Origin of the sequence: Actinoplanes sp. NPDC024001 (assembly GCF_040638955.1) — a bacterium.
Classification (GTDB): domain Bacteria; phylum Actinomycetota; class Actinomycetes; order Mycobacteriales; family Micromonosporaceae; genus Actinoplanes.
In genome coordinates, this window is the sequence record NZ_JBEZZB010000235.1 from 1 (window position 1) to 12,294 (window position 12,294).

General features: G+C 72.3%; 10 protein-coding genes and 2 pseudogenes. 9 read left to right on the plus strand and 3 right to left on the minus strand.

The features are described from left to right. Together AB0F81_RS47115 and AB0F81_RS47120 are read left to right on the plus strand one after the other, a co-directional pair. Positions 1–238 (plus strand): annotated as a pseudogene (locus AB0F81_RS47115) (Hsp70 family protein); the annotation flags it as partial. Between the two features lie 16 nt (positions 239–254). Beyond that, positions 255–1,877 carry an acetolactate synthase gene (locus AB0F81_RS47120; protein ID WP_360210239.1) on the plus strand — a complete coding sequence of 541 codons (1,623 nt, stop codon included), beginning with the start codon at positions 255–257 and terminating at the stop codon, positions 1,875–1,877. Here the strand turns inward: AB0F81_RS47120 and AB0F81_RS47125 are convergent. From AB0F81_RS47125 to AB0F81_RS47135, 3 genes are read right to left on the minus strand one after another with little or no spacing between them, the layout of a single operon-like run. Continuing rightward, complete coding sequence (locus AB0F81_RS47125; protein ID WP_360210241.1) at positions 1,874–2,206, minus strand: PLD nuclease N-terminal domain-containing protein; 333 nt, start codon at positions 2,204–2,206, stop codon at positions 1,874–1,876. The genes AB0F81_RS47120 and AB0F81_RS47125 overlap by 4 nt on opposite strands. A gap of 38 nt (positions 2,207–2,244) precedes the next feature. After that, positions 2,245–2,595, minus strand: coding sequence for a DUF202 domain-containing protein (locus AB0F81_RS47130; RefSeq protein ID WP_360210243.1), 351 nt, complete (start codon positions 2,593–2,595; stop codon positions 2,245–2,247). A 1-nt stretch (position 2,596) separates the two neighbouring features. After that, positions 2,597–2,980: a DUF202 domain-containing protein gene (locus AB0F81_RS47135; RefSeq protein ID WP_360210245.1), complete on the minus strand. Its 384-nt coding sequence runs from the start codon at positions 2,978–2,980 to the stop codon at positions 2,597–2,599. 406 nt (positions 2,981–3,386) lie between these two features. On the opposite strand from AB0F81_RS47135, the gene AB0F81_RS47140 reads away from it, so the two are divergent. The 7 genes and pseudogenes from AB0F81_RS47140 to AB0F81_RS47170 form a co-directional block, all read left to right on the plus strand. Beyond that, positions 3,387–4,166, plus strand: coding sequence for an electron transfer flavoprotein subunit beta/FixA family protein (locus tag AB0F81_RS47140; RefSeq protein ID WP_360210247.1), 780 nt, complete (start codon positions 3,387–3,389; stop codon positions 4,164–4,166). 15 nt (positions 4,167–4,181) lie between these two features. Further along, positions 4,182–5,141 carry an electron transfer flavoprotein subunit alpha/FixB family protein gene (locus AB0F81_RS47145; RefSeq protein ID WP_360210249.1) on the plus strand — a complete coding sequence of 320 codons (960 nt, stop codon included), beginning with the start codon at positions 4,182–4,184 and terminating at the stop codon, positions 5,139–5,141. A gap of 976 nt (positions 5,142–6,117) precedes the next feature. Next, on the plus strand, positions 6,118–7,293 hold the full coding sequence (locus tag AB0F81_RS47150; RefSeq protein ID WP_360210251.1) for a cysteine desulfurase family protein: 1,176 nt from the start codon (positions 6,118–6,120) through the stop codon (positions 7,291–7,293). 9 nt (positions 7,294–7,302) lie between these two features. After that, positions 7,303–8,391, plus strand: a complete 1,089-nt coding sequence (mnmA, locus tag AB0F81_RS47155) for a tRNA 2-thiouridine(34) synthase MnmA (protein WP_360210253.1) — start codon at positions 7,303–7,305, stop codon at positions 8,389–8,391. After that, positions 8,384–9,373, plus strand: a complete 990-nt coding sequence (locus AB0F81_RS47160) for a methionine synthase (protein WP_360210255.1) — start codon at positions 8,384–8,386, stop codon at positions 9,371–9,373. Before mnmA ends, AB0F81_RS47160 begins: the two co-directional genes overlap by 8 nt. Positions 9,374–9,436: 63 nt before the next feature. After that, positions 9,437–11,617 carry an NAD-dependent DNA ligase LigA gene (ligA, locus tag AB0F81_RS47165; RefSeq protein ID WP_360210257.1) on the plus strand — a complete coding sequence of 727 codons (2,181 nt, stop codon included), beginning with the start codon at positions 9,437–9,439 and terminating at the stop codon, positions 11,615–11,617. 147 nt (positions 11,618–11,764) lie between these two features. Continuing rightward, positions 11,765–12,294 (plus strand): annotated as a pseudogene (locus tag AB0F81_RS47170) (GGDEF-domain containing protein); the annotation flags it as partial.

Sequence of the window (12,294 nt, forward strand, 5' to 3'; positions counted from 1 at the left end):
CGCGTCGGCGCGGGCCGTGGCCGCCGCGCCGCCGCAGCAGCGACCGGAGGCCGCGCGCCCGAAACGGGGTCGCGGCAGGTTCATGCGGGCGATGCAGATCCTGCTCAGCGTGCTCACGATGATCGTGGTGCCGCTCGTCGCGCTGGTCTTCGCCTACGGCTACGCCAACGGCAAACCGCTGGACCAGGACGCCGTCGCCGTCTTCGAGGACCTGGCGGAACTGCTCGGCTGGAGATAGACGAAAGGGTGAGCGCGTGACCGGTGCGATCGAGGGCCATGGCGGGGAACTCGCGCTCGCCGCACTGCGGGCCTACGGGGTGACCGAGATGTTCACCCTCTCCGGTGGGCACGTGTTCCCGCTCTACACGGCCGCCCACGAGTCCGGCTTCGGCATCTACGACGTGCGGCACGAGCAGTCCGCGGTCTTCGCCGCCGAGGCGGTGGCGAAGCTGCGGCGCCGCCCCGGCCTGGCCGTGCTCACCGCCGGTCCCGGGGTGACCAACGGCATCTCCGGGCTGACCAGCGCCCACTTCAACGCCTCGCCGGTGCTGGTGCTGGGCGGCCGGGCGCCGGCGCACCGCTGGGGTTCCGGCAGCCTCCAGGAGCTCGACCACGTGCCGCTGGTCGCCCCGGTCACCAAGTACGCGGCGACGGTCACCGCCACCGAGAACATCCCCGGTGAGATCGGCGCCGCGCTGACCGCCGCGCTCACCCCGCACCGCGGGCCGGTCTTCCTCGACGTGCCGGTGGAGGTGCTCTTCTCCACCGCCGAGACGGCCCAGCCGGGTGTTCCGGCCGTCCCGGTCCTGGAAGCCGATCCGGACGAGGTGCGCCGCGCCGCCGCACTGCTGGCCGGCGCCGAACGCCCGGTGATCATCGCCGGTTCGGACGTCTGGGCCGGCGACGCGGTGGCCGAGCTGCGTGCCGCCGCCGAGGCGCTGCGGGTGCCGGTCTTCGCCAACGGCATGGGCCGCGGGGCCCTGCCGCCGGGGCACCCGCTGGCGTTCTCCCGGGCCCGGCGGGCCGCCATGAGCGAGGCCGACGTGATCGCCGTCGTCGGCACACCGCTGGACTTCCGGCTCGGCTTCGGCGACTTCGGCGCGGCTCAGGTGGTGCACATCGTGGACGAGCCCGGTCAGCGGGCCGGTCACGTGACCCCGGCCGTGTCGCCCGCCGGTGACCTGCGGCGCATCCTGGCCGCCATCGCCGAGCATCCCGGCGACCGGGCCGACCACGAGGACTGGGTGTCCGGGCTGCGGACGGCCGAGGACGCCGCGCAGACCCGCGACGCCGAGGCGATGGCCGCCGAGACCGACCCGATCCGGCCGGCCCGGGTCTACGGCGAGCTGCGCAAGGTGCTGGCCCCGGACGCGGTGACCATCGGTGACGGCGGCGACTTCGTCTCGTACGCCGGGCGCTACCTGGAGCCGGCCCAGCCCGGCACCTGGCTCGACCCCGGCCCGTACGGTTGCCTCGGCACCGGCCTGGGTTATGCGATGGGCGCCCGGGTCACCTATCCCGACCGGCAGATCTGCGTCCTGATGGGCGACGGCGCGGCCGGCTTCTCCCTGATGGACGCCGAATCCCTGGCCCGGCAGCGGCTGCCCGTGGTGATCGTGGTCGGCAACAACGGCATCTGGGGCCTGGAGAAACACCCGATGCGCGCGATGTACGGCTACGACGTCGCCGCCGACCTGCAGCCGGGTCTGCGTTACGACGAGGTGGTCCGGGCGCTCGGCGGTGCCGGCGAGACCGTCGAGAAGTCCGCCGAGATCGGGCCGGCCCTGCGGCGCGCTTTCGAGGCCGGCGTCCCATACCTGGTGAACGTCCTGACGGACCCGGCCGACGTCTATCCCCGCAGCTCGAACCTCGCCTAGGTCTGCTGCTCGTCGTCCTTGTTGAGGTCGCGTTCCCACTGGTCGAGCAGGTCGCGCTCGCGGCGGGACTGCTCGGTGTCCATGGAGCGCAGGAAGTCCGGGTCGTCGTCCGGGGAGGAGGGGCGCGGTGCCGGGCGCTTGGCGGCACGGGCGACCGGGCGGCCCCACACGAGGTAGGCGATCGGACCGGCGATGGGGATGAGAAGGATCACCAGGATCCACAGGGCGCGCGGCATGTTCCGGACGCGTTCCGCCGCCAGGCCGCTGATGAGGGCCAGGATGAGCAGGACGAGCGCCACCGCTGCCAGAAAGATGAACAACCGGACCATGCCGCAATGATGCCCCGCGTACGGCGTGTCGGCGACGATCAGAGCATGACAACCCATCCACCGAGGACCGCGAGGGTCGCCGCGATCAGCGCGTAGGCGCGTACCGACCGGGGTGCGGCGGCCGGAAAACGGGCTCGCAGGCCGCGGGCCCGGTGCAGCGCGACGGCCACCATCGCCGCCCAGCCGATCATCGCGGCCGAGGCGACCAGCCACTGCGCGGGCCCGGCCTCGGGCGCGAAGGCGGGCCGGGTGGCGAGCAGCGCCACCGCCGCCGCGGACAGCCCGGTACGCCGCCAGGCGAGCCGGGTCCGCTCCGGGGAGGCGCCGGGGTCACGCGGCTCGGCCGGGCAGGCGCCCGGATCGCCGGAGTGGACGCGGCACCGGCTCATCTCAGAACACCTGGATCAGCACCGCGATCACCAGGACCACCGCGCCCAGGGCGACCACGATGGCGAGGATCGCCGGGAACCGCGAGCGCGGCAGGGCCGTGCCCAGCCGCATGGCCCGCTCGGTGCGCGCCCAGTGGTCGACCGCGCGCAACGCGACCAGCCCGCCCAGCACCAGCAGCAGGATCGCGATGATCTCGCGCAGATGGTTCACCGGCAGCGGCGGCAGGAACTGCGCGCAGGCCAGGCCACCGGCGATCAGGGCCAGCCCGGTGCGGATCCAGGCCAGGAAGGTCCGTTCGTTGGCCAGCGAGAACCGGTAATCCGGCGTGGTCCCCTGCTCGGACTCGCGCGCCGGGTCGAACCACTGCGTCAGGCCACCGAACACCCGCTGATTATTGACCTATCGGGTCGAGAAGGTGGTTCCAGAGAATGCGGACTTCGTCACTGACGCAGGCCTCGCGCGGGCGCCCGCACCGGCACCACGGGGAGTCCGGGCCGGCGCGACCATGGGACTGCGGCTCGACGTCGGTGGGGTGTGGGGGAATATGGGACGCAGGCGGACTCGTACCGTCCACCAGCGAGGCGTTTTGGCCGGACATGTCTGACACCTCCTCGTCGCCACTGTAGCGATCTCGATCGGGCCGTGGGTGAGGTGTGTCACTCTGGGTGGCCGGCAACACCGAAGCTACTGACGGGTAACCTGGCTGACATGTCCGCCGCCAGGCACAGCCGGCCGGCGAACAGGGTCGACCGCAACGGTGCGTTCAATACAGGAGGGTCGTAGGAGCGCGATGAATATCGTCGTACTGGTCAAGCAGGTACCCGACTCCGGTGCCGAGCGCACCCTGAGCGCGAGCGACAACACTGTCGAGCGCAGCTCGGCGAGCAACGTCATCAACGAGATGGACGAGTACGCCATCGAGGAAGCGCTGAAGATCAAGGAAGCGCACGGCGGCGAGGTGACCGTGCTGACGGTCGGCCCGGCCGGCGCGACCGAGTCGATCCGCAAGGCGCTCTCCATGGGCCCCGACAAGGCGGTGCACGTGCAGGACGACGCGCTGCACGGCTCCTGCGCGGTGGCGACCTCCAAGGTGCTGGCGGCGGCCCTCGGCCAGCTCAACGCCGACCTGATCCTCTGTGGCGCCGAGTCCACCGACGGCCGCGTGCAGGTCGTCCCGCACATGCTGGCCGAGCGCCTGGGCGTGGCCGCCCTGACCGGCGCCCGGAAGCTGACCGTGGACGGTTCGCAGCTGACCATCGAACGGCAGAGCGAAGAGGGCTACGAGGTTCTCACCGCCTCCACGCCGGCGGTCGTGAGCGTCTGGGACACCATCAACGAGCCGCGGTACCCGTCCTTCAAGGGCATCATGGCCGCCAAGAAGAAGCCGGTGCAGAGCCTGTCCCTCGGCGACCTGGGTGTCTCCGCCGAGGAGGTCGGCTTCGCCGGCGCCACGAGCGCCGTCATCGAGTTCTCGAAGCGCCCGCCCCGCTCCGGCGGCACCAAGATCACCGACGAGGGCAACGGCGGCGAGCAGCTCGTCGCGTACCTCGCCACCGAGAAGTTCGTCTGAGAAGGGGTTTTCGTCATGGCTGAGGTACTGGTCGTCGTCGAGGCCACGCAGGCGTTCGGCGTCAAGAAGGTCACGCTCGAGATGCTGACCATCGCCCGTGGACTGGGTTCGCCGTCCGCGGTGGTGTTGGGTGGCGCGGGTGCCGCCGAGGCGCTCGCTCCGAAGCTCGCCGAGTACGGCGCCGAGAAGATCTACGCCGCCGAGGGCGACGAGATCGACGGCTACCTGGTGGCGCCCAAGGCCACCGTGGTCGCCGAGCTGGTGAAGCGGGTGCAGCCGGCCGCCGTGCTGCTCGGCTCCACCCAGGAGGGCAAGGAGATCGCCGGTCGCCTGGCGGTCAAGCTGGACAACGGCCTGCTCACCGACGCGGTCGCGGTCGAGGCCGACGGCACCGCCACCCAGGTGGTCTTCGCCGGCTCCACCATCGTCAAGTCCAAGGTCACCCGCGGTCTGCCGATCGTGACGATCCGCCCGAACTCGGTCACCCCCGAGCCCGCCGCGGCGTCGCCTGCGGTCGAGCAGCTGACCGTCGCCGTGTCCGACCAGGACAAGCTGACCAAGGTCGTCGAGCGGGTCGCCGAGCAGAAGGGCTCCCGCCCCGAGCTCACCGAGGCCTCGATCGTCGTCTCCGGCGGCCGCGGCGTCGGCAACGCCGACAACTTCAAGCTGGTCGAGGAGCTCGCCGACCTGCTCGGCGGCGCGGTCGGCGCGTCCCGCGCGGCGGTCGACTCCGGCTACTACCCGCACCAGTTCCAGGTCGGCCAGACCGGCAAGACCGTGTCGCCGCAGCTCTACGTCGCGCTCGGCATCTCCGGCGCGATCCAGCACCGGGCCGGCATGCAGACCTCGAAGACCATCGTCGCGGTCAACAAGGACCCCGAGGCCCCGATCTTCGAACTCGCCGACTACGGCGTGGTGGGCGACCTCTTCAAGATCATCCCGCAGGCGGCCGACGAGATCCGCAAGCGCAAGTAAGCACCCCCTTCCCCGAACGGCCCGGCGGTCCTCCGCCGGGCCGTTCGCTTTCTTCCCGGTACGACCCACACCTCCCCAACCGCAGCCACCCCGCCCGTGCCTCCCCTCCCCAACGCCCCCGCCCCACCACCCCCCTTCCCTCCGGCTCACGCCCAACGTCCCCTCACCCACCGCGCCCTGCCCCGGCCGCCCCCCACTCACCCGGCCGCCGCCGAGCGCCCTCCGGCCCGCTCGAATGCAGCCCTGCGTGCCGGCCCGTTGGCCTGGCTGGCGCTGAGTGTCGCGTGGCCCGCTCGAATGCAGCCCTGCGCGTCAGCCCGTTGGCCTGGCTGGCGCTGGGTGTCGCGTGGGCCGCTCGAATGCAGCCCTGCGTGTCGGCCCGTTGGCCTGGCTGGCGTTGGGTGTCGCGTGGGCCGCTCGAATGCAGCCCTGCGTGCCGGCCCGTTGGCCTGGCTGGCGTTGGGTGTCGCGTGGGCCGCTCGAATGCAGCCCTGCGCGCCAGCCCGCTCGCCCGGCTGACGCTGGGTGTCGCGTGGGCCGGTCGGGTGCAGCTCTGTTGGGCAGCCTGGTGGCCTGGCTGGTGCTCAGTGTTGCTTGGGTCGGTGGGGTGCGGCTCTGTTGGGCAGCCTGGTGGCCTGGCTGGTGCTCAGTGTTGCTTGGGCCGGTCGGGGCAGCTCTGTGGGGCAGCTCGCTGGCCTGGCTGGTGTCTAGCGTTGGCTCGGCCGGGGGAGGTCTGCTCCTCGGGGCAGCCGGCTTGGCTGGCTGGGGGTGGGGGTGGTGAGGGCGGCTCGGGTTGCTGGTGGTCGAGGGGTGACATGGACCACCGCATCAGCCCGGCGGCGGCGGATCGGCCCGGTGTGGCACCCAGGTCGCCCGGACAGCCACGGGGCCGTACCCACCCGTACGTCGAATGGTTTTGATCTTCAGCGGTGGACGGCAGAGAGCCGGCACAGAAAGACGGCCTAAGCTGAACGTGATGGCCTACCTGGATCACGCGGCGACCACGCCGATGCTTCCCGCCGCGCTCGACGCCTATGTCGCCGCGGCGAGGGAGGTCGGCAATCCGTCGTCCCTGCATGCCGCCGGGCGCGGCGCCCGGCGCCTGGTCGAGGAGTCTCGGGAGCGGATCGCGGCGGCGCTCGGCGCGCGTCCCTCCGAGGTGATCCTCACCGGCGGCGGGACGGAGAGCGACAACCTCGCGGTCAAGGGCATCTTCTGGGCGCGGCGTTCGGCGCAGCCGGCGCGGACCCGGGTGGTGGCCTCGGCCGTGGAGCACCATGCGGTGCTGGACGCGGCCGACTGGCTCGGCCGGCAGGAGGGCGCCGTGGTGACCTCGCTGCCGGTGGACGGCACCGGCCGGGTGGCGCCGGAAACCCTGGCCGAGCTGATCGCCGAGCACGGCGCCGAGCTCGCCGTGGTCAGCGTCCAGTGGGCGAACAACGAGGTCGGCACGGTGCAGCCGATCGCCGAGCTGGCCCGGTTGGCGGCTGAGGCGGGTGTTCCGTTCCACACCGACGCGGTGCAGGCGATCGGCCAGATCCCGGTGGACTTCGCGGCCAGCGGCGCCGCCGCGCTCACCGTGACCGGGCACAAGGTCGGCGGGCCGGTCGGGGTGGGCGCGCTGCTGCTCGGGCGGGACGTGCCGTGCACGCCGCTGCTGCACGGCGGCGGCCAGGAGCGCGACGTGCGGTCCGGCACGCTGGACACTCCCGGCGTGGTGGCGTTCGCCACGGCGGTCGAGGCCGCGGTGAAGACCCAGCAGGAGAGCGCGGCACGTCTTTCCGCCCTCCGCGACGACCTGGTGGCGCGGGTCCGTGCGGCGGTCCCCGACGCGATCTTGAACGGGGCGGTGCCGGAGCGACTGCCCGGCAACGCGCACTTCTCCTTCCCGGGCTGCGAGGGCGACGCGCTGCTGCTGCTCCTGGACGCGCAGGGCGTCTACTGCTCGACCGGCTCGGCCTGCTCGGCCGGGGTGGCGCAGCCGAGCCACGTGCTGCTGGCGATGGGCGCCGACGACGCCCGGGCCCGGTCCTCGCTGCGCTTCACGCTCGGGCACGACAGCACCACGGCCGACGTCGACGCCCTGCTCGCGGCGCTGCCGGGCGCGGTGGAGCGGGCCCGCCGGGCCGGGGCCTGGAAGACGCCCAGATAGGCTTCGAGGATGCGAGTTCTTGCGGCCATGTCGGGTGGTGTCGATTCCGCGGTCGCCGCCGCGCGCGCCCGTGACGCCGGTCACGACGTCACCGGTGTGCACCTGGCGCTGGCGCGTAACCCTCAGACGTTCCGGACCGGCGCGCGCGGCTGCTGCACCCTGGAGGATTCCCGGGACGCGCGCCGGGCCGCCGATGTGATCGGCATCCCGTTCTACGTGTGGGACATGGCCGAGGAGTTCCACGACAGCGTCGTCGACGACTTCGTGAACGAGTACGCGGCGGGCCGCACGCCGAACCCGTGCCTGCGCTGCAACGAGAAGATCAAGTTCGCCGCGGTGCTGGACCGGGCCGTCGCCCTGGGCTTCGACGCGGTGGTGACCGGCCACCATGCCCGGCTGGGCGCCGACGGCCTGCTGCGCCGCAGTGTCGACCTGGCGAAGGACCAGTCCTACGTGCTGGCCGTGCTGACGCGTGCGCAGCTGGACCGGGCGATCTTCCCGCTCGGTGACTCGACCAAGGAGCAGGTGCGGGCGGAGGCCGCTGAGCGCGGGCTGGCCGTGGCCGACAAGCCGGATTCCCACGACATCTGCTTCATCTCGGACGGCGACACCCGCGGGTTCCTGGAGAGCCGGCTCGGCTCGGCTCCCGGTGACATCGTCGACGGGCGCAGTGGGGAGAAGCTGGGCACCCACAACGGGGCGTACGGGTTCACCATCGGCCAGCGCAAGGGCCTGGACCTGCGGGTTCCCGCCGCCGACGGCCGCCCGCGCTACGTGCTGTCGATCACCCCGGTGACGAACACGGTGACCGTCGGCCCGCGCGAGGATCTGGAAGTCGACGTGGTGCGGGCCGAGCGCCCGATCTGGCACGAGATTTCGACAGATGTGTCGTGCGAGGTGCAGCTGCGGGCCCACGGCGAAGTGGTGGCAGCCTCGGTCTCCGTCACTGACGACGGCTTGACCGCCCGGCTCGAGTCCCCGGCTCGGGGTGTGGCCGCCGGGCAGGCGATCGTCGCCTACCGGCCGGACCCGGCCGGCGACGTCGTGCTCGGCTCGGCGACGATCACCGCGGGCACCCGGGCGTCCGCCCATGCCTGACTTCCCCTGGCCGGCGGGCGTCGCGACCGGCATCGGCTCGCTGCCCGGCACCGACATCGCCGAGGCGCAGCGGATCGTCCTCGGCGAGCTGCCCGACCTGCCGCACCTGCCCGAGCTGCCGGCCCGCGGCCCGGGCGCCGACATGATCGGCCGGAGCGCCGGGTTCCTGGTGGAGCTGCCGGTGCAGCTCTACGCGGGCCGCTGGCAGATCGCCTCCCGGCCCGGCAAGGACCTGCGCCGCACGGCCGACCTGCTGGAACGCGATCTGGACCAGCTCACCGAGCAGGCCGACAGCTACACCGGGCCGCTGAAGATCCAAGCGGCCGGCCCGTGGACGCTCGCGGCCGGCCTGGACCTGCCGATCGGCGGCCGGATGCTGCGGGACCCGGGCGCCGTGCGTGATCTCACCGACTCGCTGGCCGAGGGGCTGCGGCGGCACGTCGCCGATGTCCGCAAGCGGGTCCCGGGCGCCTCGGTGCTGCTCCAGCTGGACGAGCCGTCGCTGCCGGCGGTGCTCGCCGGTCAGGTGCCGACCGAGAGCGGGCTCTCGGCCTACCGCGAGGTCGACGCACCGGACGCCGCGACGCGCCTGCGCACCGTGGTGGAGGCGGTCGACGCGCCCGTCGTGCTGCACTGCTGCGCGCCGGACCTGCCACTGCAGCTGGTGCGGGACGCCCGGGCGGCCGCGGTCGCTCTCGACCTCTCGCTGGTCAAGGACCTCGACCCGCTGGGTGAGGCGATCGAGGCCGGGCTGGGGATCTTCGCCGGCGCCGCGGCCACCATCGGCACGGCGCGTCCCGACTCCAAGAAGATCGCGGAGCGGGTGCGCGGCCTCTGGAGCCGGCTGGGCTTTCCTGCCGCGCGCCTGCCGCAGCAGGTGGTGATCACGCCGGCCTGCGGCCTGGCGGGAGCACCCATCGGGTACGCCCGCGCGTTGCTCAAGGCGTGCACGGAGGCCGGCCGCCGCATCGCCGAGGTGTAGACACTTTTTTGTCAGTGGTGGGGACTACCGTGCCTTCTAGGTTCACTGACACGGAGGTTCTCGGTGGTGGAAAAGTCTGTGGTCGAAGAGTCCACACCCGAGCTGGAGGTGGCGGCGGGCAAGGATCCGACGTCGCAGGCCAGTGCCCGGCATGCCGAGCTCGCCGACGAGATCCGCGGCCATCAATATCGTTATTACGTGCTCGACGCACCGACGATCTCGGACCACGATTTCGACGTGCTGCTGCGCGAGCTGGAGGCGCTGGAGGCCGAGTTCCCGGCGCTGCGCACGCCCGACTCGCCCACGCAGAATGTGGGCGGCACCTTCTCGACGCTGTTCACCCCGGTCGAGCACGCCGAGCGCATGATGTCGCTGGACAACGTCTTCGACGACGCCGAGCTGGCGGCCTGGGCCGAGCGCACGGCGCGTGACGCGGGCGGCCCGGTCCAGTTCCTCTGCGAGCTCAAGGTCGACGGCCTGGCGATCAACCTGACCTATGAGAAAGGCCGGCTGGTCCGCGGCGCCACCCGCGGCGACGGGCGCACCGGTGAGGACGTCACGCCCAACGTGCGCACCATCCGCGAGATCCCGGAGCGGCTGACCGGCGACGACGTGCCCGATCTGCTCGAGGTGCGCGGCGAGATCTATTTCCCGGCCGAGGCCTTCGCCGACCTCAACGCCTCGCTCGTCGAGCAGGGCAAGGACGCGTTCGCCAACCCGCGCAACGCGGCCGCCGGCAGCCTGCGGCAGAAGGATCCGCGGATCACCGCGTCCCGCGGCCTGCGCATGGTGGTGCACGGCATCGGCGCCCGCGACGGGTTCGCGCCCACCTCGCAGTCGCACGCCTATGCGGCGCTCAAAGCCTGGGGCCTGCCCACCAGCGAGCGGTGGAAGCTGGTCGACGACATGGCCGGCGTGCGCGAGTTCATCGCCTATTACGCGGAGCACCGGCACGACGTCGAGCACGAGATCGACGGTGTGGTGATCAAGGTCGACTCGGTCGCCATCCAGGGCCGGCTCGGTTCGACCAGCCGGGCACCCCGGTGGGCGATCGCGTTCAAATACCCGCCGGAGGAGGTCAACACCAAGCTGCTCGACATCGCGGTGAATGTCGGTCGCACCGGCCGGGTCACGCCCTACGCGATTCTCGAGCCGGTGAAGGTGGCCGGCTCCACAGTCGCCCAGGCCACCCTGCACAACGCGCAGGAGGTGGTGCGCAAAGGCGTGCTGATCGGCGACACGGTGGTGCTGCGCAAGGCCGGTGACGTGATCCCCGAGATCCTGGGCCCGGTGGTCGACCTGCGGCCCGACGACGCCCGCGCGTTCGTCATGCCGACCGAGTGCCCGGCCTGCGGCACGCCGCTCGCGCCGGCCAAGGAGAGCGACGTCGACATCCGGTGTCCCAACACCCGGTCCTGCCCGTCCCAGCTGCGCGAGCGCGTCTTCCACCTGGCCTCGCGCAACGCGCTCGACATCGAGGTGCTGGGGTGGAAAGCGGCGCAGGCGCTGCTCGACTCCGGGATCGTCACCGACGAGGGCGACCTGTTCGCGCTCACCGAGGAGGATCTTCGCCGGTCGCCGTTCTTCGTCAACCAGGACGGCAGCCTCGGCACCAACGCGGTGAAGCTGCTGGAGAATCTGGCGGCCGTCAAGGGCGACCGCCCGCTGTGGCGGGTGCTGGTGGCACTCTCCATCCGCCACGTCGGGCCGACCGCCGCGCAGGCGCTGGCCCGCGAGTTCGGCTCGATGGAGGCGATCGAGGCGGTGGTGGCCACCCGGCCGGTCGCTCCCGAGCCGGCGGAGGGCAGCAAGCGCAAGGCCAAGGTGGTCGACCCGCTGGCCTCGGTCGAGGGTGTCGGCCCGACCATCGCCGACAGCCTGCGCGAGTGGTTCGCCGTCGACTGGCACCGCGAGATCGTCGCCAAGTGGCGGGCGGCCGGGGTGCGGATGGCCGACGAGCGGGTGGAGACCGGTCCGCGCCCGCTGGAGGGCCTGACCGTGGTGGTCACCGGCACACTCGGCAGCCACACCCGTGACCAGGCCGCCGAGGCGATCACGTCGCGCGGCGGCAAGGTGAGCGGTTCGGTGTCGAAGAAGACCGGGTTCGTGGTGGTCGGCGACAACCCCGGGAGCAAGTATGACAAGGCCCTCGCGCTCAAGGTGCCGGTGCTGGACGAGGCGGGTTTCGCGGTGCTGCTCGCTGACGGCCCGGAGGCGGCTCGCGCGGTCGCCGAGGGCGCCTGAGGCTGGTCACCCGTTTGGGCGAATCGTGACCGTTATCACGTCTGGATGCTTATGACGGTTTAGTAACGCATAGGTGCTTAAGAGCAAAAAACACCATATGGATCTATGGTGTAGGCGATCGGTGATCGAGGCCATCGTGGAGGTCGCATGGATGCCGCTCGCCCCCGCATGCCTGGATTCCGGACCGCCCCCGAGGCGGTCCGGACCGGTTCCGAGCTGACCGGCCCGCGCCACCGGCGCACCGTTCTCATCACGACGACCGTCGCCGTCGCCGGCGCGCTGACCCTGTGGGCGGCCGACCCCGGCTCGTTCGCCGGCCTCCCGCCCGCGTTCTGGACGATGGCCGTGCTCGCGATCGTCGTCGACGCCCGCCCCTATCTGGTGCCCGGCCGCCGCGCCAGCGCGGTCATCCTGCCCTCCATCTGCTTCACCTTCGCGATCCTGCTGGCCTGGGGCGGACCGCCGGCGATGGCCGTCCAGCTGGTCGCGGTGACCGTCGCCGGCGTGCGGATCCGGCATTCGCTGCGCCGCACCCTGCACCTGGCCCTGCAGCACGCTGTCGCGCTCGGCGCCGCCGCGGTGGTCGCCGGTCTCGCGTCGCTGCGGTTCGGCCCCACCCCCGGCTGGCGCGACGCCGCCCTCACCGTCGCCGCGGCCGCCGCCTGGATCGCCGGGCG

What these genes read in the sequence shown, in the direction of transcription:
- AB0F81_RS47125 (WP_360210241.1), bottom strand. Translation starts at nt 2,206, where the DNA reads ATGGTCCGGTTGTTCATCTTTCTGGCAGCGGTGGCGCTCGTCCTGCTC.
- AB0F81_RS47130 (WP_360210243.1), bottom strand. Translation starts at nt 2,595, where the DNA reads ATGAGCCGGTGCCGCGTCCACTCCGGCGATCCGGGCGCCTGCCCGGCC.
- AB0F81_RS47140 (WP_360210247.1), top strand. Translation starts at nt 3,387, where the DNA reads ATGAATATCGTCGTACTGGTCAAGCAGGTACCCGACTCCGGTGCCGAG.
- AB0F81_RS47145 (WP_360210249.1), top strand. Translation starts at nt 4,182, where the DNA reads ATGGCTGAGGTACTGGTCGTCGTCGAGGCCACGCAGGCGTTCGGCGTC.
- AB0F81_RS47150 (WP_360210251.1), top strand. Translation starts at nt 6,118, where the DNA reads ATGGCCTACCTGGATCACGCGGCGACCACGCCGATGCTTCCCGCCGCG.
- mnmA (WP_360210253.1), top strand. Translation starts at nt 7,303, where the DNA reads ATGCGAGTTCTTGCGGCCATGTCGGGTGGTGTCGATTCCGCGGTCGCC.
- AB0F81_RS47160 (WP_360210255.1), top strand. Translation starts at nt 8,384, where the DNA reads ATGCCTGACTTCCCCTGGCCGGCGGGCGTCGCGACCGGCATCGGCTCG.